Raw genomic sequence first — 20,636 nt, 5'->3', positions numbered from 1 at the left:
TTTCATTTTATTATTTACTGTGTTTAATGATATAATGCTTACGACATTTGATTATACTATATTTTAGATTGTTTTCGTCCACAAACTTGCATAAGGTGGTAAAATGCCTAAGAATATAAAGCTTCCTGAATCTGAAAAATATCTCCGCGAAGCCAAAAAATGCAGCAACTGCGGGGCATGTACTGCTGGCTGTCCCCTTTATGCATACAGCGGCACCATGCCCGGCGACCTGCTTTTCCGGATAGCAGAAAAAGGGGAAATAAGCCCTTTTGTCCCCTATTTCTGCACTTTATGCGGCTACTGCAGCTTTATCTGCCCTCAGGGGGTAAAACTGGACCAGGTAATGAAAGAACTCCGCCTGCAGGCTGCTACAGAAGAAGGCAAACTTCCGGAAGGCATAAACTACAGGCCGGTAAGGTCGCACCAGAAATACAGTTTTTCTCCTTTATTTAATGCCAGCTATATCCCCGGCAACTATACCGGTATTATATTTTTCCCGGGCTGCAGCCTGCCGGCTTTTCGCCCGGACCTGACCAGAAAAACTTACATTTATCTTAAGGAAAAAGTAAAAGGAACTGGCATAATGCTCAATTGCTGTGCCAGGCCTACTCTGGACATGGGAGATAAGAAAACTTTTGACAAATATTATAAACATCTAAGACAGGAACTGGAAAAATACAGGGTAAAAAAGATTATTACCGCCTGCCCCGGCTGCTATCATACCCTAAAGGTAAACAGCCCTGATATAGAAGTGGCCTCTATATGGGAAATATTGGCCCTGGCAGGCATTCCGGAAACATTAAGAAAAGAAAAAATAAAACCTGATTTTACCACGGCTCTGCACGACCCCTGCCCTACCCGCAGCTATCCGGCAGTCCACGATAGTGTGCGCCATATATTAAAAGAACTGGCAGTAGATTTTGCAGAATTTAAATTTAACCGCCAAAAGACTTTATGCTGTGGAGCCGGGGGAATGCTTAATATCACCAATCCGCAAGCGGCATTAAGCTGGATGCAGAAAAGGGCTGCCCAAACAGAGGCAGAAACTATAGTAACTTACTGCCAGGAATGTGTAGTATCCCTGCAAAAAGGCGGCAAGAAATCCCTTCACCTGCTGGACCTGGTTTTTAACCCGGATACTCTGGCAAATAAAATAAATAGGAATCCTGGCCTTCTTGCGCGCTGGTACAACCGGTACAAAACAAAAAAGATTTTAAAAAGGGAGGTAAAGAAAAGCTGAATTATGGATAAAAAAAATCAATATAACAAAACATTAAAAAGCTTTCTGGTATTTCTTCTGCTGGCCGTCCTGGTTGTTTTTATAAACTACTATATGAGACAAACCGGCTATACAGCCGAAGATATAAAAAATTACATCTCTTCTTTTGGCCTCTGGGCTCCACTGGTATTTATAATGCTCTTTACCCTGGTTCCTTTAACCCTTTTCCCCGATGCCCTGCTGGCCATTGCAGGCGGCATGGCTTTCGGTCTTCTCCCCGGTTTCATATACACAATGATCGGTGCTGCATGTGGAGCTACCCTGGCTTTTATGATTGCGCGCCTGGCCGGCAATACCGTGATTAAAAGATTTAAAAACCACAATCTCAAACAGCTGCAAAATCTCTTCAGCAGAAACGGCTTTTTTATCGTGCTTTATTTAAGGCTTATCCCCCTCATCCCTTTTGACATCATAAGCTATGGAGCAGGCCTGGCCTCTATAAAGTACCGTGATTTTATCATGGCTACCCTTTTGGGCATCATACCCGGGGTTCTGGTTTATGTAAACCTGGGTGATAAATCCCTGTCCCTGGGCTCTACCGATTTTTATGTATCGATAGCCCTTTTAATAGGCCTTGTCAGCCTGGCCTGGCTTTTGAAACAAAAAATCCAGCTGCCCCAGGCGGAAAAAATAAACAAAGAATAAAAGGAGGATGGTCAATGTTCAAGAAAATCCTTTCTTTATTGGCAATTATCAGCCTGCTTGTCTATCCTGTAACCGGCTGCCGTCAGGAAAAAGCCCTTTCTTCCGACAAAGAGCTTTTAAAAGCCGACTTTGCTCAAATACTAAAAGAAGCCCGGGGGCAAACGGTTAGTATCTATATGTGGGGAGGAGATGAAAGCGTAAACCGCTATATGGATGAATGGGTAGCTCCCCGGGCCGAAAAAGAGCTGGGGATAAAATTGAAAAGGGTCCCCATAAATGACGCCCGGGAAATGATTAACAAGCTCCTCACCGAAAAAGAGGCAAACCAGACAAAAGGCAGCATAGATATAATGTGGATAAACGGGGAAAATTTTAAAATGGCCAAGGAAAACCGCCTTTTATGGGGCCCCTTCGCAGACAAGCTGCCCAATTACAATAAATACATAAACCAGGACGACTCACAGCTTGCATATGATTTCGGCGAGCCAACCGAAGGGCTGGAAGCTCCCTGGGGCAAAGCCCAGTTCGTGCTTATCTATGACAGCCAGAAAGTGCCCTCTCCCCCGGATACTGCAGAAGCTCTGAAAGCCTGGGTCAAAGCTAATCCAGGCCGCTTTACCTACCCGGCACCGCCTGATTTTACCGGCAGTGCTTTTATCCGCCAAATCCTGGCCGGGGTGAGCGACAATTACAGCCAGTACCTTGCTTCTCCCCTTGACCGGGAAAAGCTAAAAAAAGAGCTCGTTCCCCTGTGGGATTATCTAAACAGTATAGAACCTTACCTCTGGCAAAAAGGCAGCACCTATCCGGAAAACATAGCCAAACTTGATGAGCTTTATGCCAGCGGGGAAGTCTTAATGACCATGTCCTATAACCCCTACCACGCTGACCAGATGATAAAGCAAGGCCGTTTTCCGTCAACTACCCGCACCTTTGTTCTAAAAAGCGGCAGCCTTGCCAACACGCACTATCTGGCTATCCCTTTTAATGCCCCTCATAAGGCAGGGGCTATGGCAGCAATAAATTATCTCCTGTCTTTTGAAGCCCAGGCTGCCAAGTTTCAGCCCAGGTGGTGGGGAGATATGCCGGTTATATCCTATGAAAAGATAAGTGCAGAGGAAAGAAAAACCCTTACTCAGATTGAAAAGGGCAGGATTGCCCTTCCGCTTGGCGAGCTTGAAAAATACAAACTGCCTGAACTTGCGGGGGACTATGTAGATGCTATTGAAGAAGGCTGGTTCGAACATGTGGCCAAAAATTAAGCCTTATTTTCTCCTATTTCCCTCCCTCTTTGCCACTTTAGCCCTTTTTGGAGGGGGGATAACTGGAGGGATAAAAGAAAGCCTTAAAGCAGGCAGCATATCCGGAATAAGCTTTGCTTCCTACAAAGAAGTCCTGATTTCCCAGGACTTCTGGGCTTCTTTCTTTTTTACCCTGCGCTATGCGGGGTTAACGGTGGTTTTCGCTTCTCTGCTGGCTTTGACTGTTATTTTCTGCCTTTTTTATATACGCATGGAAGCAAACAGCCGCCTGTCCCTTTTCCTGGCCCGGATTTTTCAGCTTCCCATGCTTTTTCCTTTTCTGGTAGCCGCCTATATCATATTTATTCTGCTTTCTCCTCACGGCTGGCTTTCCCGTCTGCTTTTTAACCTTGGCATTATCGGGGAAAAAGCTTTTCCCCTGCTGGTAAACGATCCCGGGGGCTTTGGAATTATAGCTGCCTATGTTTTTAAAACCTGCCCTTTTATAATCCTTATGCTCTACCCGGTAATCCTTAAAATACCCAAAGCCTGGCTGGAAGCAAGCCGAGTAAGCGGAGTAAGCCTCATCCCTTTTTTTGCCAGAATAGTTTGGCCCCTGCTCTTTTCTCCTTTAAAAATGGCAAGCTTTATCGTGTTCGCCTATACTTTCCTGGCTTTTGAAGTGCCTTACACACTGGGAGTAACTTATCCAAAAGCCATCCCGGTCTATTCCTATCAGCTCTACAGCAGCGGCCGTCTGGAAGACAGGCCCTATGCCCTGGCCATAAACATAATTTCACTCTTTTTTATAATGCTCACAGGCTACCTTCTGCATACAGCAACCCGAAAAAGCAAAAGCTTTCCAGGGAGGGAAAAACTTTAATGTCCATCAGAATACTTAAATTAAGCATAGCCATTTTCCTGGCTGTTCTTATACTGCTCAATATAATCCCCCTGACCCTGCTTATTCTTTTAAGCCTGGGCAGAAGCTGGAGCTGGCCGCAGCTTTTTCCTTCATTTTCTGCAGCTGCCTGGCATTATGTCTTAAACCCTGCCTCCGGAAGCCTTGAGGCTTTTCTGCTAAGTTTTAAAATAGCCCTTGCCGCAACTTTCATAAACCTGCTTCTCGCCCTGCCGGCTGCCAAAAGCCTTGCCCATTATAAATTCAAGGGGCAGAAAACACTGGAAATGCTTTTGCTTCTTCCCGCCCTTTTCCCTCCCTGGGTGGTTATATCCGGCATTCACCGGACATTTATAAAAATAGGGCTTACAGATACCATAAGCGGAGTCGTACTGGCACATATAATCCCCACCCTCCCCTATGTTATCCGTACCCTGACCACCAGCTTTACCAGCATAGGGTATGATTTGGAGGAGCAAGCTTGGCTGCTGGGAGCCAGCCGGTTAAAAACCTTTTTCATTATAACCCTTCCCCTGTTGCTTCCCGGCATAGCAGCTGCCAGCATACTATCCGTGCTCATATCCTTGAGCGAATACCTGACTACCCTTATCATAGGGGGAGGAAACATTTTAACCTTAACCCTTATCATGTTCCCTTTTGTAAATGGAGGAAACCCAACCATCGGTGCTGCCTATGCGGTTCTTTTCGCCCTTATGGCTGCAGCAACCATGGCCACCATGGATACCTTTATAAACCGCTATTACAGCGAAAACAAGCTTTATTAAAAGGAGAAGAGCCATGTCAGGTATAGTGGTAAAAAACCTTCACAAATCTTTTCCACCGGCATTTTCCCTGCAAATAGACGAACTGGCTGTAAAAGAGGGAGAATTTTTCGGCATCATCGGGCCTTCCGGATGTGGCAAAACTACTCTGCTAAGGATCATAACCGGCCTTACCCGCCCCGACCGGGGCAAAATATATATTAATGGACAGGAAATATCCCATCTGCCGCCCGAAAAGAGGAATATTGGCCTTATCTTTCAGGAGCCCAGGCTCTTTCCACATTTGACCATAGAAGAAAATATCGGATTCGGCCTTAAGATAAAAAACATCTCGCTGAAAAAGGCCAAAATAGACGAAATGCTGGATATGGTAGGCCTGGCCGGTTTTAACCACCGTTATCCTTCCTCTTTAAGCGGAGGGCAAAAACAGCGGGCAGCCCTGGCCAGAGCCCTTGTCCTGCAGCCAGCTGCCCTGCTGATGGATGAGCCTTTCAGCGCCCTGGATCCGGAACTGCGCGAGGAGATGCGCCAGCTTATCAAAAAACTGCAAAAGGAGCAAAAAATAACCACAATTTTCATAACCCACGACCGGGAAGAAGCTTTTACCCTGTTTGAAAACATGGCCGTCATGCAAAACGGCAAAATCCTGCAGACAGGCAGGCCTGTTGACATATACCATAATCCATCCTGTACTGAGGTAGCTGGATTCCTGGGCATAAACAACATTTTCGCCGGCTATGCCAAAGAAGGCTGTTTTCATACCCCGGATTTTAAAATCATCCTTAACCGGGATACAAAAAGAGATGTTTCCTGGCTGGTCTTAAAGCCGGAAAGCCTTAAGGTAAAAAACAAAAAAGACACTCCTTTTTCCCTGCCTGCCAGGATAGAGGAGGTTTCCTTCCGCGCCGGCTTTTATTACATAAAAGCCCGGACAGGAAACAGCCTGTTTAATATAGTCCAGCAATATCAGGGAGAAACAGCCTGGGCCCCCGGGGAAGAAGTTATTCTGGAATACAATCCAGAACAGGTTATTTTGTTATAATTATTCGCTTGTGTCAGTTTTTCAGAAACTAAACAGGAGAGTGAAAAAATGCTTGACACCTACGGCCGCAAATACATAAACCCTTTAATCGATTTCTTTGCCGATAAACTAACAAAAAAAGGGATAAACCCCAACCATATAACTATTGCCGCCCTCATCCTGGGTATATTATGCTTTTTGTCCCTGCTTGCCGGTAAAAATATCCTTGCCTTCATTTTTCTCTGGCTCTCCGGGTTTTGCGACACTCTGGACGGGGCAGCAGCGCGCAAGAAAGGGACTCCTACTCCCTGGGGGACTTTTCTTGACATAACCTTTGACCGCCTGGTGGAAACCAGCATAATAATAGCACTGGCTGTAAAAAACCCTCAGGCTCTTTTTTCCCTTTTGTTCCTCACGGTTGCCATATTGATTTCCATAACCATATTCCTCACCGTAGGGGCTTTGGCCCGCCAGAAAGGTATCAAATCCTTCTATTATCAAGCTGGGCTCATGGAGCGCACCGAAGGGTTCATCCTTTTTTCCCTCATGATACTTTTCCCTGCCCATCTTATAGCTATAACCTGGATTTATACCCTTCTTATCGGCATAACCATCCTGCAGCGAACCGCCGAAGCCAAAAAAATCCTATCCTGAAGCAGGTGAAACAGGGTGAAACAGGGGACGGTTCTCTGTTTCGCTTTAGCGAAACAGAGAACCGTCCCCTGTTTCACCTCGTCCCCTGTGTGTATATGCAGTATTAGTACAGATATATTGCAAAAAACCCGAAACAGGTTTAATATTAACTAAGAAAAAATATTTGAGCAGATTCAGAAGCGGGGTGATGAAGTATAAGAAATGCATTAGAAATAAAAGGGCTGCGCAAAGTTTACAGGATAGGAGATGAGAAAATTGTCGCCTTAAACCGCATCGATATCGCCATTCCTCCTGGAGAAATAACTGCTATACTGGGCACTTCCGGTTCCGGCAAGACAACCCTGCTCAACATGATGGCCGGCCTGGAAAAGCCTACCCGGGGGGAGATTAAAATCTGCGGCCTTTCGGTCGATAAAATGAATGAGGACCAGCTGGCCCGTTTCCGGCAAAAATACATAGGTTTTATATTTCAGTCCTATAACCTCATCCCTTCTATGACCGCCCTGGAAAATGTGGCCCTTCCTCTCATTTTTCGCGGGGTTCCCCGCAAGATAAGGGAAAAAAAAGCCCTGGCCATGCTCAAAGCCGTAGGCATAGCCAAATACGCCCATCATAAGCCATCCCAGATGAGCGGTGGCCAGCAGCAGAGAGTGGGAATAGCCAGAGCTTTCGTCTGCCATCCCCGGGTAGTTTTCGCTGATGAACCGACCGGCAACCTGGATTCCAGAACTACCCGGGAAGTCATGGAGCTGATGGTCAGAATAACCCGGAAAAACAAAAGCAACCTGATTATTGTCACCCATGACATAAATGTGGCTTCCTATGCAGACCGCATCATCCACATCCTGGATGGTGATATTGAAAAAATCGAAGAAAACAAATTTTCAAAGGAGGACTCATCCCATGCCCTTTAAAAAATATACCGCCTTAATCCTGCTGTTTTTTTTCCTTTTGGGCACAGCTCCCCTGCATGTCAAAGGGGAAGAAGTCCCTGCCCTGCCTGAGCTTCCCAGGGAAGATCCACATCTTATAATCGCTCACGGCAGCTGGATACCGGAATTTAAAGCCGGGGAAAAAAATACCCTTTCCATCCCGGTTGAAAATACTACCAATGCAGCTGCCCGCCGGGTAAATGTATCCTTAAGCATAGGGGCTGATTCTCCTCTCAAAATAAATACCATGGCACTCAATCAGTTTGCCTATTCCATAAGCGGATACAGCCGCTGCCTCTTCAGTTTTGACTTTTTTGTCCCCCCTACTGCCAAACCCGGCACCTATCCGGTAAATGTGAATGTTTCCTATCAGGGGGAAAAGGGTGGAGGAGGAAGCGCCTCGGAAACCATATATATAAAAATAGTGAATGCCAAAAAATCCCCGGTTATTAAATATTTAGGCCTGGAAATGGAAAAAGGGAAGCTTTTAGCCGGGCAAAGCGGCCTTATGAAGTTAAGGCTGCAGAATGACAGCGATTTTGCCCTGCAGGATATAGAGTTTAGACTGGAAGGCTTTTCCCCCAACGGCATCAACCTTGACAGCTGGCCGGAAACCCAGTATGTCAAAACCATGAAGCCTGGAGAATTTAAAATGCTGGAATACCGCCTTACAGCTGACGCCAAACTGGAAACCAGCACTCAGGCTTTAACCCTTAATATGTCCTATAAAGATGAATTTGACGGCAGCTACAGCAGCCAGGCCAAAGTCTACATCCCGGTACAGGGAAAAAACGAAAGCAGTGATGAACTCATCCCCCGCATTATAATAGACAATTATGACTTTCCCTACGGCATTGAAGCGGGGCAGGAATTTCCCTTAACCCTGTATTTCCTGAATACCAGCGAAAATAAAACTGTCCGCAATATAAAGGTAAGCTTCAGCTCTGAAAATCAGGTATTTATACCCTATGGAAGCAGCTCTTCCTTTTACATAGCCAAAATCGAGCCCGGGGAGCGGGTAAGCCGCACGGTAAACCTCAAATCCAAAGCTGACGCAGAAGCCAAAAACTATCCCCTGAACTTTGAAATAGACTATCAGGACAGCAAAGGCAATAAATACAATGAAAAAGAGACCATCAGCATCCCCCTCAACCAGGAAACCAGCTTGAGCCTGTCAGCGCTGGAAATACCACAGGATATAACCGTAGGCAACCCGGTAAACCTTACTATTGATTTTTACAACACCGGCCGCACCATTATACGCAACCTGCTCATAAAAACCGAAGGGGATTTTGACATTCAGGAGGGTACCCTTTTTGTAGGCAATCTGGAGGCAGGAAAGAGCAGCTATTATGATGTAACTGTCTTCCCCCGCCACGAAGGGGTAGCAGAAGGCAAAATAATATTTGCCTATGAAGACGCAGAAGGAAGGAGCTACTCAATAGAAAAGCCTTTTAAGATAAATGCCAGCCCGCCTCCTGAAGAACCCCCAGCTCCTGAAAACCCTGTTCCTCCGGAAGGGAATAATAAAGAAAAACTTAAAAAATACCTTCTTCCCGGAGGAATAGCTCTGGCCGCTATAGCCGCCGGGGTGGCAATCTACCGCCGCCGCAAAAAGAGAAAAGAATTAGAGGAAGTTGATATCGATGAAGAATTCTGATTTGATAGGCATGAGCTGGCAAAACCTGAAACGCCGCAAAGTACGGACTATACTCACTATAATCGGGGTGGTTATAGGCACCAGTTCTATTGTGGTCATGCTGTCCCTTGGTTTTGCCATGGACCAGGCCTTTAAAGAACAGATAGCTTCTATGGGTGATTTGACAATAATAGAAGTGTACCCCTTTTTTGAGCCAGGTACGGCAGGCAGCTCAAAAAACCAGCTCCGCCTGGATGATAAAGCAGTAGAAGCTTTTTCCCGGATACCCGGCGTTAAGGCAGTAATGCCGGAAAAGCGTACTTCCATGCGCATAGTGGCTGGCAAAATGGTGTGCGACACCCAGGTAGTCGGCATCCTTCCTGAGAAAATGAAGGATTTCGGATTTGAGATAAAGGAAGGCCGTCTTTTAGAAGCCGGGGACAAAGAAGCCCTGGTATTCGGCAGCTATGTGAGCCAGAACTTTTTCAACCCCCGGCTTAAAGACCCCTACATGAACGGGCCGGTTTCCGTAAACCTGTTAAGCAATAAACTGCTCATGACGGCTGATTTTGAATACGGGCAGAGGCAGCGCAGCAACAATGACCCTGGTTATAAGCCTCCTCCTGTCCATGAAGTAAAAGGGGTAGGCATCCTTAAGGAAACCAATGATGAAAAAAGCTACAGTGTATACATGAACCTGTCAGCACTGGAAAAAATACTGGATGAAGATAAGCGCCAAACCCAGCAGCAAACCAGGGAAAGGGACAACAGCCAGAACAAATATGATGCCATAAAAATAAAATGTCACAATATTGAACAGGTAAAACAGGTGCAGGAGCAGATAAAAGCTATGGGCTATCAAACCTACAGCCTTACCGAAATGGTTGAATCGGTGAAAAAAGGCTACCGCACCATGCAGCTTATACTGGGCGGTATAGGGGCCATAAGCCTTCTGGTGGCTGCACTTGGCATTACCAACACCATGATAATGAGCATTTACGAACGTACCCGGGAAATAGGGGTGATGAAGGTCCTGGGAGCGGAACTTAACGACATCAAAAAAATGTTTCTCCTGGAAGCAGGCATGATAGGATTTATAGGTGGGATAACCGGGCTTGTTTTAAGTTATATAGTGTCATTTATCCTTAACAAGGTGGGCAGCACCATGCTGGGCGGCATGGGAGGAAGCGGCAAAATCTCCGTAATTCCCATCTACCTGGCTGCCGGGTCAGTAATCTTTGCCACCCTGGTAGGCATAACCGCCGGCTACTCACCAGCCAGAAGAGCCATGAAGCTGAGCGCCCTGGAAGCCATAAGAACCGAATGAAACAAGGGGACGGTTCTCTGTTTCGCTAAAGCGAAACAGAGAACCGTCCCCTGTTTCAACCTGTTTCAGTTAATACCTTCTTCTAGCCATGGCAGCGGGGATGCCAATTTCCTGCCGGTATTTGGCTACGGTACGGCGGGAGATTTTTATGCCTTTTTCCGCAAAGATTTTGGCTATCGCCTCATCGCTCAAGGGATTGGAACTGTCTTCATTAGCGATGATATCCTGCAGCATATGTTTTATGCTGGTAGAGGATACTTTTTCTTCGCCAGCTCCGGCCTGTACTCCGCTGCTGAAAAAGAACTTCAGTTCAAAAAGCCCCTGGGGAGTCTGCATATATTTGTTGGAAGTGGCACGGCTTACCGTTGATTCATGGACATTTACCATCTCGGCCACCTGTTTTAGGGTCAAAGGCTTGAGATAGGCTATGCCTTTTTCAAAAAATTCTCTCTGCATATCCACGATACAGCGCGCCACTTTATATAGAGTCATGCGGCGCTGTTCGATGCTTTTTATGAGCCACAGGGCAGCCCCCATCTTTTCCTCCAGGTATTTTTTGGTCTCCAGGGAGAAATCCTCCGGGCTTTTCAAAATTTCCTCGTACACATGGTTAATCATCAAGCGGGGAAAATTAAGGTCATTTATAATAACAATATATTCTCCCTCTATCTTTTCCACCAGTACATCAGGCACCACATACTTGATCTCTTCATCATTGCTGTACTGCAGCCCCGGCTTGGGATCCAGGGTGCGTATAAGGTCACATATATCCTGCACCTCTTTCTGGGATACGCCCAGTTTCTGGGCTATTTTATTTATCCTGCCCCTGGCTACATCATCCAGGTGGTGCTGAATAATCTCCCGGGCCAGATCGCTTTCCTTGCCATAATGCATGAGCTGCAAAAGCAGGCACTCTGCCAGATCCCGGGCACCTACCCCATAAGGGCTGAAGGTTTGGATTACCTTGAGCACCCTTTCCACATCTTCTCTATCCTTATTCAGATGGGAAGCCATTTCTTCCACTGATACTGTCAAATATCCGTTATTGTCAATGTTGCCAATAATATAATCCCCTATTTCCAAATCTTCCCTGTCCTTTAGGGCCAGACTAAGCTGGAAATGCAGGTGTTCATACAGGCTGGGCTGACGGGTAATATAATTCTCAAAATTCTTGTATTCCTCTTTTTCCCGCACATTTATTCCTATATCCCGGTCGTTATAATATTCCAGCCAGTCTTCAATCCTGTCTTCATCAGAGGATGCCTCTTCTTTTTCTTCCCGCTCCTCTTCCCCCTCTTCATTTTTTTCTTCCAGAAAAGGGTTTTCGGCAAGCTCGCGGTTTATATATTCCTGCAGCTCCAGTGCTGACATCTGCAGAACAGCTATCGCCTGGCGCAGTTCAGGTGTTATCATAAGTTTTTGCTGCTGTTCTATAAAAATTTCATGGGTTATTTTCATAAATCTCCCCCGCTTTCATAACTAAAAAAGTCCGCTTATCTCTATTTTTATGCCCGGTATCCTGTTATGATTCATTGAGCAAAGATTCTGCGGTTTTTTCCAGCTTGCGCATGCGATAAGCTACTCCTGACTTACTTAAAGGCGGGTCCAGCATCTCTCCCAGCTCTTTTAGAGACAAATCAGGATATTCTATCCTGAGCCAGGCCAGTTCCCTCAAGGGAGGAGAAAGGATATTAAAGCCCTTCTCCTTTTTAAGCCTTTCCAAAAGCTCAATCTGCCTTACGGAAGCGTCTATGGTTTTAGCCAGATTGGCTGTTTCACAGTTTACCTGGCGGTTGACATCATTGCGCATCGATTTTATAATGCGCACATTTTCATAATCGAGCAGAGCTTTACTGGCACCTGTAATCCGGAGAAAATCTGCTATCTTTTCGCTGTCTTTTATATAAAGTACATGGCTATTTTTCCTTTCCACTTTTTTAAAACCGAGCCCCAGTTTTTGTGCAGTTTTCTGCACTTCCAGGGCTAATCTGCTGTCAGGCAGGGTAATTTCCAGATGATACTGCTCCTCAGGCTTGCTTATAAAACCCCGGCTCAAAAAAATGCCTCTCATATAAGAACGCCGGCAGCAGTTGCGGCTTACCAGTTCCCTGATTACCCTTCTTGCCATTATCTCCCCTTTACTGTCCAGAGGCAGCATCTCATTTAAAAATTTATAATCCTCCGCTTTTACAAGCGGCACATTTACCACATAAACCCGCTCTTTATTAAATCTCTTCCTGTTCTCCATACGCACTGCCGGCTGTAAAAGGCTGGCTTTTTTTATAAGCAAAAAAACCTTGCGGGCACTGGAGGCACTTTCTGTCTCTATGCGCAGAAACACCTGCCCCTCTTCTTTCCTTATGGCTGCTGCGGTCGCCAGCACCGCTGCCAGTTCCGCCTTCTGGCAGCATATTTTATCCGGCATTACCCGGGTAAGTTCATTTTTTACCTCCTGCGAAAAGCTCATAAGCCTACCTCTACTCAATTTATAATAAATTAAGCGCTGCTGTCATATTTGATTTTACGGCAAGGTTTTAAGCACATCAATTATAACCCTGGCCAATTTATCAGGATCATGCCAGGCCAGTTCATCATCAGCCACCAAATCAGCCTCAATCACCTTTATCCCTAATTTTTCAATCTTCTCCTTATCTGCTCTGACCGGAACAGCATTTTCTTCCCGGTAGCGGTTGAGCCTCGCCTCATCGATAGTTCCGGAATTTACCACCACATAATCTATAACCTGTTTTCCCAGATGTTCATTTATCGCCTGTACATGGTCAAAAGCTGTATAATCATCGGTTTCCCCTTTTTCCGTCATTATGTTGCTTATATAAAAAGTTGCCCCTCTGGCTTCTTCTATAGCTTCTTTTATCCCTTTCACCAGGAGATTAGGCAAAACACTGGTATAAAGGCTGCCCGGCCCTAAAATCACGGCATCCGCTTCCCTTATCGCTTCCAGGGTGTCCGGAACCGGCTCACAGGTATCAGGCACCAGAAACACCTTTTTTATCTTGCCCCCATAATTGCGGATAGCGGTTTCTCCCAGCACCGTGCTCCCATCTTCCATATAAGCCCCCAGCACCACATGTTCCAGGGTAGAAGGAATAACCCTTCCCCTTACTGCCAGCACCTTGCTGATCTCCTTTATGGCAGTAATAAAATCCCCGGTTATTTCCGCCATGGCCACCAGAAGCAGATTTCCCATACTGTGCCCATTAAGGCTGCCTGCCGTTTTAAACCGGTGCTGAAACACTTTATCCATCAAGGTTTCAGTTTCCGCAAGGGCCACCAGACAGTTCCTTATATCTCCCGGCGGCAGAACTCCCATCTCTGTGCGCAAGCGTCCGGAACTTCCTCCATCATCACTGACCGTAACCACTGCTGTAAGGTGGGATGTATACTTTTTAAGCCCTTTCAAAAGTACGGAAAGCCCGGTACCTCCTCCCAGCACCACCAGCTTTAAATCATCTCTCATTATCAGTTTGCTCCTCCGTAACATCACCTGGGGATATCCCGGTGCCTTATATTAACATTATATCCCATATCCTTAAGGTGTTTTCCGATATATTCCGCCAGCACTACCGACCGGTGCTGCCCCCCTGTACATCCCAGGGCTATTTCCAGATTGGTCTTGCCTTCATCTATATAATGGGGTATGAGAAACTTGAGCATATTCAAGAAACGGCGGACAAAAGACATGGTTACCGGAGAAGAAAGCACATAGTCCACTACCGGCTTATCCTTTCCTGTCATTTCCCGCATAACCGGATCATAAAAAGGGTTGGGAAGAAACCTGACATCCATGACTATGTCGGAATCCATAGGGATTCCCTTCTTATAGCCAAAAGAAGTTATATTAACCGTAAATTTGGCCTTTTTGCTTTCACCGGCAATTTCTATTATCTTTTCCCTGAGCTCTTTGGGAGTTAAATGGGAAGTATCAATTATCAGGTTAGCCCTGCCCCTAAGCTCTTCCAGCATTCTCCTCTCTTTCTGGATAGCCTCCAGAAGCCTTTCATCATTAGCCAGCGGATGCCTTCGCCTGGACTCTTTAAACCTGCGCACCAGCACTTCATCAGAAGCCTCCAGAAAAAGTATGTCAACTTCGACATCTTCCCGCTTCAAATCTGAAATCGCATCATAAATATTCCTGAAAAACTGCCTTCCTCTTACATCCAGAACCAGGGCAATCCTGTCTATCTTTCTTTCCGACTCCATAATAAGCTCAATAAATTTGCGCAGGAGCAGAGGGGGAAGATTATCCACACAATAATAGCCCAAATCCTCCATACAGTTTATAACCTGGGTCTTGCCAGCCCCGGATAAACCGGTGATTATAAATATATGCACCGCTTCTTCTTTACCCATGATATTCCTCCCCCCTCTTCCAGGTTTGCTACGGTATCGGGAGCAAGGCCTGCCTTTTCAATAACATAAGCCCCATAATCCAAGTCTCCAACCGTATCTTTAAAATGAGCATCGCTGTTTATTATGAAACAGGCTCCTGCCTGCTTTACTTTAATTATATCAGATAGAGAGGGGTGTTTATGCCCGCAATTTATTTCAAAAAGGGTTCCGGTTTTGCTGCAGGCTTTTCCCACTTCCCCATAATCCACCTCAAAAAACAAGCCCGGATGAGACAAAATATCCAATCCGGGGTTATTATACAAAGCCTCAATACAAGCCTTGGTATTATTATTTATCGCCTGTTCCCGGAAGCCTTTTCCCAGATGGCGCAGGCTGTTTTTTACCTGCAGTTCAAAGCCGTCTTTAAGGGAAGCAGGGTAAGTATAGGGATGCAGCCCGGCTATGGCTACATCCAGTTCCTCCATAAGAGAAGGGGAAATGTCAATTTCCCCTCCCATTCCACATATATTAGCTTCTGCCCCCAGGTAAACCGTAACTTCTTCCTGCCGGGAATTTATCCCGGCAATCCGCTCCTTAATCTGGTAGTAAACCTGTTCATCTTTTACCCCTATAACCATAACCGACGGCCCATGCTCGGTAATGGCAACCTCTTTTAAACCCTTTTTTTTGGCCTCTTCCACTGCTTCTTCCAGTTCCTGCTTCCCATCACTATATGATGTATGCACATGGTAATCACCATAAAAACGCATAGATATCTCCTCAAACAAAAATGGTTAAACCCTGGCCAGCTCCGCTTTCAGATAGTCTATTACCGCCACCGGAGTAGGGTTAATCCCATAATCCAGGGCCAGATACACGCTGGCATAATCCCCTGTATATATCAGGGAAAAAAGCCTGGCCAAAAAAGAATGCCCCTGGCTCTTAACCCGGATTACATTTTTTACTTTTTTCTCCACTATACCGCTGGTTATCTCTATACGTTTCTTTATGCGCGGGTGGTCATATTCATCTTCCAGAATAACCACCACCACTCCAGACAATATTTCATCCGGCACTTCAAACCCTACAATTTCATTATGGTTAAGTTCGGGAAAAACATTATAGTAAGCAGGGCTCTTGGCATTTTCATTTATCTGTGCCTTAAAGCGCATAGCCGCCACTCCGGAAACTCCTGTAGTTCCCCATATTACAGGCAGATACCCTTTCAAGCCTTCCGCTAAAAGGCGCGCTTTATTGCCGGGGGGAGAAACTTCCGGATTCAGTTCATCCCTGAGCCTTCTTAAAACTTCTACCGTTTCTTCTATTTCATCTTCTGCATCCGGCAAAAACCCTAACTGGCACAAAATAAAAAGCAGAGGACAAAAAAGATAGCCTATCGCTGCCCGGGGAACCAATCCAGAAGGAATTTTTACCACTCCAAATCCGTCGTTATTTCCCAGCTCTTCAAGCCTTCCCCCGCTGGTTACGCATATTATGTCAGCTCCCCTTGCCTTAGCCTCGTTATAGGCACTTATAGTTTCTTCCGTATTTCCCGAGTAGCTTACCGCAAAAAACAGGGTATCCCCATTTACAAAATTAGGTATCTCATAGCCGCGGTTTACTATAACCGGCACCCCGGCCCTGCCTTCGGCATATGATCTTAAAATATCCCCGCCAACAGCTGAGCCTCCCAAACCGGAGACGACAATAGATGCATACTGTTTCCTGTACTTTTCAAGAAACGGAAAATTCATCTCCCGGCTCTTTACAAACTGCTCCGGCAGCTCGTAAAGATAATCCAGCATTTTTTCTGCCGTCATCAAAGACATCTTTTCTTCCCCCCATCAGTTCACGCAAAATTTATTCGGCCCATTCCTCGTTTTATATAATATACCACAGGCCTTCCCCTTTTATCCCTGTAAGACCCACCTTCGCAGGGCATAAGCTACCCCGCATTCATCATGGGAAAGGGTAACATAATCGGCTGCCTTTCTAACCTCCAGGGGGGCATTGCCCATAGCTACCCCCATACCTGCCCACCTAAGCATCGGTATATCATTATAGCCGTCGCCTATCGCCATCACCTCTTCCCTCTTTACCCCGTAATGGCTGCATATCACCTGCAATGCTTCCCTTTTGGTAGCCTCTTTGTGCATAATCTCAATATACCTGTTTTTCAAAAGGCTTACATGAATATCATCTTTCCATCTTTCCTTAAGCATTTTTACTATCTCTTCCAGCTTTTTCTCTTCCTCAACCGCCACCATAATCTCAGTAATCTCCCCTTCCTGCACCAGGGAGGGAAGTTCCCTTTTTACCACAGGTTCAATACCGGAAGCCCGGTAAAAATCGACCCATCCGGTAATCTCTTTCACATAAAGGTGGTCACCGGAATAAACATGATAATAAACCTCGATATCTTCCAGAAAAAACATCACTTCTTCTGCCAGAGGCCCGGGAAGGTTTTTGTAATACAGGAAGCCTCTTTCCTCCCTCTTTTTTACCCAGGCGCCCTGATAGGCTATAACCGGCATGGTAAGCCCCAGCTGCTCGGCAAAAAACAAAGCCGACCTCATCATCCTGCCGGTAGCCAAAACCACCATGACACCCTGTTTCATCGCCTGATGAAGTGCTTCATAACATGCCTTTTCTATTTCCTGCCTCGAATTAAGCAGAGTATCGTCCAGATCAACCGCTACCAGTTTGATTTCCATAATATTCCTTATGTCTCCTTATATTTTTGTAAATTTTTGTAGAACCATGGCTACCCCTTCTTCTTCATTAGAAAGGGTTACATAATCGGCCACCTGCTTTACTTCCAGGGGGGCATTGCCCATAGCTACCCCTATGCCTGCCCATTTCAGCATCTCTATGTCATTATAGCTGTCGCCTATGGCCAGTACTTCTTCCCTTAAAATCCTGTAGTGTTCGGCTACCACTTTCAAAGCCTCTGCCTTATTCCCCTTTTTATGCATTACTTCCAGAAAATAAGGCTTGGAACGGGTGATAGTAAGCTCTTCCCCGTATCTTCCCTTTAGCTCCCTTTCCAGCTCCCCAATCTTTTCTATATCATAGGATATGCCGGTAAGCTTTATAGAACCCTGTTTCCTGACTTCTTCCGCCAGAGTCTCCATTACCCTGGCCTCTATGCCGGCCAATTCTATATAATCCCTTCCTTCCGGGGTGATCCTTTCCATATACAAACAGTCATCAAGATAAGCATTATAATGCATGCCCTTTTCCCTGAAAAAATCTATTATTCTCCCGGCTTTTTCCGGCTCTATCGGCTTATAATACAAAACTTCCCCGCTTCCGGAATCTTTTACCAGAGCCCCATGGTAAGTGATCAAGGGGAGCTCCATATTAAGCTTTCGGGCATAAAAAAGAGCGGAAGAATACATCCTTCCGGTGGCCAGAGTAACCAGTATCCCCTGCTCTCTTACTTCTTGTATAAGTTCTGCCGTTCTGGCGCTTATTCTCCCCTTCCCGTCCAGAAGCGTATCATCAAGGTCAATAGCTACCAGTTTTATCCCCATAATCCTCCCCTGCTCTCCTGTCCGCAAATAAGCCGAGCACAGCGGCCCGGCTTTCCTTAAAGTTTAGTTTTACCTATAAATTAAAACCTGAATTCCCTGTCTTCCACAAAATAGCTGATAACAAAGCTTACCAGGCTCAAAACAATAGCGGTAAGAATAGCCCAGCCAAAGCCAGTAATATCAAAACCTTTTATCGTAGCTGAGGTAAGCCACAGCATAAGGCCATTAATAACAAAAGTAAAAAGCCCCAGGGTTAAAATATTGAGCGGAAGGGTCAAAATAATCAAAATCGGCCTTATAACTGCATTTACAATCCCCAGAAACACCGAGCCTACAATAGCTCCCCAGGGGGTAACCTGAAAACCTTTCAAAAGCGCAGCTGTCAGTATTATGCCTATTATATTCAAAATCCACCTTACAACCCAGCCCCGCATAAAATCCCTCCTCACATTAAGCCTGTTTTTAATCTATTCTACCTTTAATGCCCGCATTTTTCCATCTTTTTTCCCAAAAAATTATCCCTTCACTCTCCCAGCCTTTCCTTAATCTTTTCCGCCACCTTCCGGTTCATGCCGGGAAGGGAGGCTATTTCCTCCAGAGAAGCCTTCTTTATCCTTTCCACCGAGCCAAAATGCTGCAAAAGAGCCTTTTTTCTCTTTTCTCCCACTCCTTCAATATCATCCAGAGTGGAAGCTCTGAGCTTCTTTACCCTCCTCTGCCGGTTATAGCTTAAGGCAAAGCGGTGAGCCTCATCCCGCATCTGCTGCAGAAGGCGAAGAGCCTCATCCCGCCTGGAGAGCAAAAGCGGCTCACTTATGCCCGGATGATATATCTCCTCATTCCTTTTGGCCAGGCCTATCACCGGAATATCTATTCCCATCTCCGCAAGCACTTCCTGTACCCGGTTTACCTGCCCCAATCCCCCGTCAATAAGGATAAGGTCAGGTTCCGGCAGAAAAGAAGGGTTGCCCTGCCTGCTTGCTTCAAAACGGCGCCTTAACACTTCAGCCAGGGAAGCAAAATCATCATTTTTATCTTCAGTAATCTTAAAACGCCGGTACGATTTCTTATCCGGTTCCCCTCCGGTAAAAACCACCATGGAACCTACGGTTTCCGTGCCTCCCAGATGGGAGATGTCATAGGTTTCTATCCGCTCCGGTACCCCTTCTAAATCAAGTATCCTCGCCAAACGGAGCAGGACTTCTTTTTTCTTTTCTTCCCTGTCATATCTCTCCTTAAAAAGCAGCCTGGCATTCTCTAAAGCCATGTCAAGCAGGCTCTTTTCCTCTTCTTTTTCTATCCCCCTTATCACTACCTTCTTATCTGCTCTTTCCTCCAGAATCTTTTCCAGCAAGCCGGCATCAGATGGCAAAATATTAAGCAGTATTTCTGAAGGGATGTCATAATTCTCCTCATAATAGCGGTTGAGGAAAAATTCCATCTCTTCCCCGGCATCCTCAGAAAGAGCCCTTTTAAGCCAGAAGGTGTCCTTGCCCACCAGCTTGCCGTTCCGCAGGCGAAAAACCAGCACCAGGTTTTCTTTCTCCCCTTGCCACATAACAACCAGGTCAAAATTGCAGTTTGCTTCCAGGCTTACCTTCTGTTTGTCCTGTATCTTCTTTATATTGGCTATCTGATCCCTTATGCGGGCTGCCTTTTCAAATTCCAGCCGCCTGGCAGCCTCTTTCATCTCTTCCTCTTTTCTTCTTAATATATCCTCATAATCCCCTTCCATAAAGCGGATAAAATCGTCTACCACCTTCTGGTAATCTTCCTTCCTGATTTCCCCGCTGCAGGGCGACAGGCACTTTCCGATATCCCGGTTAAGGCAGGGCCTTTTTCCCTTTCTTAGAGTCCGGCAGCTGCGCAAAGGAAACAGGCTTCTTATGACCTTTAAAGTCTCCCGTAAGGTCCCTACATCAGGATAAGGCCCAAAATAGCGCGATACCCCGTCTTTTTCCTCCCTGGTTATATAAAGGCGGGGAAACTCTTCTTTCAGGGCCAGCTTAAGATAAGGATAAGTCTTGTCATCCCGCAGGTTTATGTTGTATTTAGGCTTATATTCTTTAATCAGGTTATTTTCCAGTATAAGGGCTTCTACTTCCCCGGCGGTAACAATAAAGTCAAAATCAGCCACCCTTTTCATCATAGCCCTGACCTTGGGATGCAGGTGGTCAGGAGACTGGAAATAAGAGCGCATGCGGTCGCGCAGTCTTTTAGCCTTTCCTACATATATAACCCGCCCGTTTTCATCTTTATAAATATAAACTCCCGGTTTTAAGGGCACCTCTTTCAGCCGCTGCTTAAGTTCTTCCAGAATATCCAGATT

Annotated in this window: 20 protein-coding genes; 10 read left to right on the top strand and 10 right to left on the bottom strand. The window is 45.9% G+C overall.

All coding sequences use genetic code 11. The annotated features are described in order from the left end of the window. Positions 1 to 103: 103 nt before the first annotated feature. The 10 genes from ACZ42E_RS00960 to ACZ42E_RS00915 all read left to right on the top strand — a co-directional run bounded on the left by ACZ42E_RS00960 (position 104) and on the right by ACZ42E_RS00915 (position 10,421). Positions 104 to 1,240: a (Fe-S)-binding protein gene (locus ACZ42E_RS00960; protein ID WP_464892600.1), complete on the top strand. Its 1,137-nt coding sequence runs from the start codon at positions 104 to 106 to the stop codon at positions 1,238 to 1,240. Positions 1,241 to 1,243: 3 nt separating this feature from the next. After that, complete coding sequence (locus ACZ42E_RS00955) at positions 1,244 to 1,924, top strand: TVP38/TMEM64 family protein (protein ID WP_464892599.1); 681 nt, start codon at positions 1,244 to 1,246, stop codon at positions 1,922 to 1,924. 14 nt (positions 1,925 to 1,938) lie between these two features. Next, positions 1,939 to 3,186: an ABC transporter substrate-binding protein gene (locus tag ACZ42E_RS00950; RefSeq protein ID WP_464892598.1), complete on the top strand. Its 1,248-nt coding sequence runs from the start codon at positions 1,939 to 1,941 to the stop codon at positions 3,184 to 3,186. After that, positions 3,170 to 4,048: an ABC transporter permease gene (locus ACZ42E_RS00945; RefSeq protein WP_464892597.1), complete on the top strand. Its 879-nt coding sequence runs from the start codon at positions 3,170 to 3,172 to the stop codon at positions 4,046 to 4,048. Before ACZ42E_RS00950 ends, ACZ42E_RS00945 begins: the two co-directional genes overlap by 17 nt. Further along, positions 4,048 to 4,851 carry an ABC transporter permease gene (locus ACZ42E_RS00940; RefSeq protein ID WP_464892596.1) on the top strand — a complete coding sequence of 268 codons (804 nt, stop codon included), beginning with the start codon at positions 4,048 to 4,050 and terminating at the stop codon, positions 4,849 to 4,851. Before ACZ42E_RS00945 ends, ACZ42E_RS00940 begins: the two co-directional genes overlap by 1 nt. 13 nt (positions 4,852 to 4,864) lie before the next feature. Further along, positions 4,865 to 5,890, top strand: coding sequence for an ABC transporter ATP-binding protein (locus ACZ42E_RS00935; protein WP_464892595.1), 1,026 nt, complete (start codon positions 4,865 to 4,867; stop codon positions 5,888 to 5,890). Between the two features lie 48 nt (positions 5,891 to 5,938). Continuing rightward, positions 5,939 to 6,523 carry a CDP-alcohol phosphatidyltransferase family protein gene (locus tag ACZ42E_RS00930; protein WP_464892594.1) on the top strand — a complete coding sequence of 195 codons (585 nt, stop codon included), beginning with the start codon at positions 5,939 to 5,941 and terminating at the stop codon, positions 6,521 to 6,523. A gap of 299 nt (positions 6,524 to 6,822) precedes the next feature. Next, positions 6,823 to 7,437: an ABC transporter ATP-binding protein gene (locus ACZ42E_RS00925; RefSeq protein WP_464893550.1), complete on the top strand. Its 615-nt coding sequence runs from the start codon at positions 6,823 to 6,825 to the stop codon at positions 7,435 to 7,437. Beyond that, entirely contained in the window at positions 7,427 to 9,115 is a 1,689-nt protein-coding gene (locus tag ACZ42E_RS00920; RefSeq protein WP_464892593.1) for a COG1361 S-layer family protein, read from the top strand. Before ACZ42E_RS00925 ends, ACZ42E_RS00920 begins: the two co-directional genes overlap by 11 nt. Beyond that, positions 9,102 to 10,421 (top strand): ABC transporter permease, encoded by a 1,320-nt coding sequence (locus ACZ42E_RS00915; RefSeq protein ID WP_464892592.1) that lies wholly within the window; start codon positions 9,102 to 9,104, stop codon positions 10,419 to 10,421. The genes ACZ42E_RS00920 and ACZ42E_RS00915 overlap by 14 nt, the downstream gene beginning before the upstream one ends. Positions 10,422 to 10,490: 69 nt before the next feature. Here the strand turns inward: ACZ42E_RS00915 and rpoN are convergent, their stop codons facing one another. The 10 genes from rpoN to uvrC all read right to left on the bottom strand — a co-directional run bounded on the left by rpoN (position 10,491) and on the right by uvrC (position 20,624). Continuing rightward, a complete protein-coding gene (rpoN, locus tag ACZ42E_RS00910; RefSeq protein ID WP_464892591.1) occupies positions 10,491 to 11,879 on the bottom strand; it encodes an RNA polymerase factor sigma-54 in 1,389 nt (462 codons plus the stop codon). Positions 11,880 to 11,943: 64 nt separating this feature from the next. Continuing rightward, positions 11,944 to 12,888 carry a DNA-binding protein WhiA gene (gene whiA / locus ACZ42E_RS00905; RefSeq protein ID WP_464892590.1) on the bottom strand — a complete coding sequence of 315 codons (945 nt, stop codon included), beginning with the start codon at positions 12,886 to 12,888 and terminating at the stop codon, positions 11,944 to 11,946. A gap of 54 nt (positions 12,889 to 12,942) precedes the next feature. Continuing rightward, on the bottom strand, positions 12,943 to 13,899 hold the full coding sequence (locus ACZ42E_RS00900; protein WP_464892589.1) for a gluconeogenesis factor YvcK family protein: 957 nt from the start codon (positions 13,897 to 13,899) through the stop codon (positions 12,943 to 12,945). 23 nt (positions 13,900 to 13,922) lie between these two features. Further along, positions 13,923 to 14,792, bottom strand: a complete 870-nt coding sequence (gene rapZ / locus ACZ42E_RS00895) for an RNase adapter RapZ (protein WP_464892588.1) — start codon at positions 14,790 to 14,792, stop codon at positions 13,923 to 13,925. Further along, positions 14,759 to 15,541, bottom strand: coding sequence for a PHP domain-containing protein (locus tag ACZ42E_RS00890; RefSeq protein WP_464892587.1), 783 nt, complete (start codon positions 15,539 to 15,541; stop codon positions 14,759 to 14,761). Before ACZ42E_RS00890 ends, rapZ begins: the two co-directional genes overlap by 34 nt. A 24-nt stretch (positions 15,542 to 15,565) precedes the next feature. Further along, positions 15,566 to 16,600 carry a bifunctional phosphoglucose/phosphomannose isomerase gene (locus tag ACZ42E_RS00885; protein ID WP_464892586.1) on the bottom strand — a complete coding sequence of 345 codons (1,035 nt, stop codon included), beginning with the start codon at positions 16,598 to 16,600 and terminating at the stop codon, positions 15,566 to 15,568. An 81-nt stretch (positions 16,601 to 16,681) separates the two neighbouring features. Beyond that, positions 16,682 to 17,485: a Cof-type HAD-IIB family hydrolase gene (locus ACZ42E_RS00880; RefSeq protein ID WP_464892585.1), complete on the bottom strand. Its 804-nt coding sequence runs from the start codon at positions 17,483 to 17,485 to the stop codon at positions 16,682 to 16,684. Between the two features lie 18 nt (positions 17,486 to 17,503). Further along, on the bottom strand, positions 17,504 to 18,307 hold the full coding sequence (locus ACZ42E_RS00875) for a Cof-type HAD-IIB family hydrolase (RefSeq protein ID WP_464892584.1): 804 nt from the start codon (positions 18,305 to 18,307) through the stop codon (positions 17,504 to 17,506). An 80-nt stretch (positions 18,308 to 18,387) separates the two neighbouring features. Next, on the bottom strand, positions 18,388 to 18,741 hold the full coding sequence (locus ACZ42E_RS00870; protein ID WP_464892583.1) for a phage holin family protein: 354 nt from the start codon (positions 18,739 to 18,741) through the stop codon (positions 18,388 to 18,390). Between the two features lie 89 nt (positions 18,742 to 18,830). Beyond that, positions 18,831 to 20,624, bottom strand: a complete 1,794-nt coding sequence (gene uvrC, locus ACZ42E_RS00865; RefSeq protein WP_464893549.1) for an excinuclease ABC subunit UvrC — start codon at positions 20,622 to 20,624, stop codon at positions 18,831 to 18,833. Positions 20,625 to 20,636: the final 12 nt, after the last annotated feature.

It is taken from the genome of Thermosyntropha tengcongensis (assembly GCF_055381335.1).
This window is presented reverse-complemented; position numbering and strand designations above follow the sequence as displayed.

What these genes read in the sequence shown, in the direction of transcription:
- ACZ42E_RS00960 (WP_464892600.1), top strand. Translation starts at nt 104, where the DNA reads ATGCCTAAGAATATAAAGCTTCCTGAATCTGAAAAATATCTCCGCGAA.
- ACZ42E_RS00875 (WP_464892584.1), bottom strand. Translation starts at nt 18,307, where the DNA reads ATGGGGATAAAACTGGTAGCTATTGACCTTGATGATACGCTTCTGGAC.
- ACZ42E_RS00940 (WP_464892596.1), top strand. Translation starts at nt 4,048, where the DNA reads ATGTCCATCAGAATACTTAAATTAAGCATAGCCATTTTCCTGGCTGTT.
- ACZ42E_RS00870 (WP_464892583.1), bottom strand. Translation starts at nt 18,741, where the DNA reads ATGCGGGGCTGGGTTGTAAGGTGGATTTTGAATATAATAGGCATAATA.
- rapZ (WP_464892588.1), bottom strand. Translation starts at nt 14,792, where the DNA reads ATGGGTAAAGAAGAAGCGGTGCATATATTTATAATCACCGGTTTATCC.
- ACZ42E_RS00915 (WP_464892592.1), top strand. Translation starts at nt 9,102, where the DNA reads ATGAAGAATTCTGATTTGATAGGCATGAGCTGGCAAAACCTGAAACGC.
- ACZ42E_RS00950 (WP_464892598.1), top strand. Translation starts at nt 1,939, where the DNA reads ATGTTCAAGAAAATCCTTTCTTTATTGGCAATTATCAGCCTGCTTGTC.
- rpoN (WP_464892591.1), bottom strand. Translation starts at nt 11,879, where the DNA reads ATGAAAATAACCCATGAAATTTTTATAGAACAGCAGCAAAAACTTATG.
- ACZ42E_RS00885 (WP_464892586.1), bottom strand. Translation starts at nt 16,600, where the DNA reads ATGTCTTTGATGACGGCAGAAAAAATGCTGGATTATCTTTACGAGCTG.
- ACZ42E_RS00930 (WP_464892594.1), top strand. Translation starts at nt 5,939, where the DNA reads ATGCTTGACACCTACGGCCGCAAATACATAAACCCTTTAATCGATTTC.
- ACZ42E_RS00900 (WP_464892589.1), bottom strand. Translation starts at nt 13,899, where the DNA reads ATGAGAGATGATTTAAAGCTGGTGGTGCTGGGAGGAGGTACCGGGCTT.
- ACZ42E_RS00880 (WP_464892585.1), bottom strand. Translation starts at nt 17,485, where the DNA reads ATGGAAATCAAACTGGTAGCGGTTGATCTGGACGATACTCTGCTTAAT.
- ACZ42E_RS00890 (WP_464892587.1), bottom strand. Translation starts at nt 15,541, where the DNA reads ATGCGTTTTTATGGTGATTACCATGTGCATACATCATATAGTGATGGG.
- whiA (WP_464892590.1), bottom strand. Translation starts at nt 12,888, where the DNA reads ATGAGCTTTTCGCAGGAGGTAAAAAATGAACTTACCCGGGTAATGCCG.
- ACZ42E_RS00945 (WP_464892597.1), top strand. Translation starts at nt 3,170, where the DNA reads ATGTGGCCAAAAATTAAGCCTTATTTTCTCCTATTTCCCTCCCTCTTT.
- ACZ42E_RS00935 (WP_464892595.1), top strand. Translation starts at nt 4,865, where the DNA reads ATGTCAGGTATAGTGGTAAAAAACCTTCACAAATCTTTTCCACCGGCA.
- ACZ42E_RS00920 (WP_464892593.1), top strand. Translation starts at nt 7,427, where the DNA reads ATGCCCTTTAAAAAATATACCGCCTTAATCCTGCTGTTTTTTTTCCTT.
- ACZ42E_RS00955 (WP_464892599.1), top strand. Translation starts at nt 1,244, where the DNA reads ATGGATAAAAAAAATCAATATAACAAAACATTAAAAAGCTTTCTGGTA.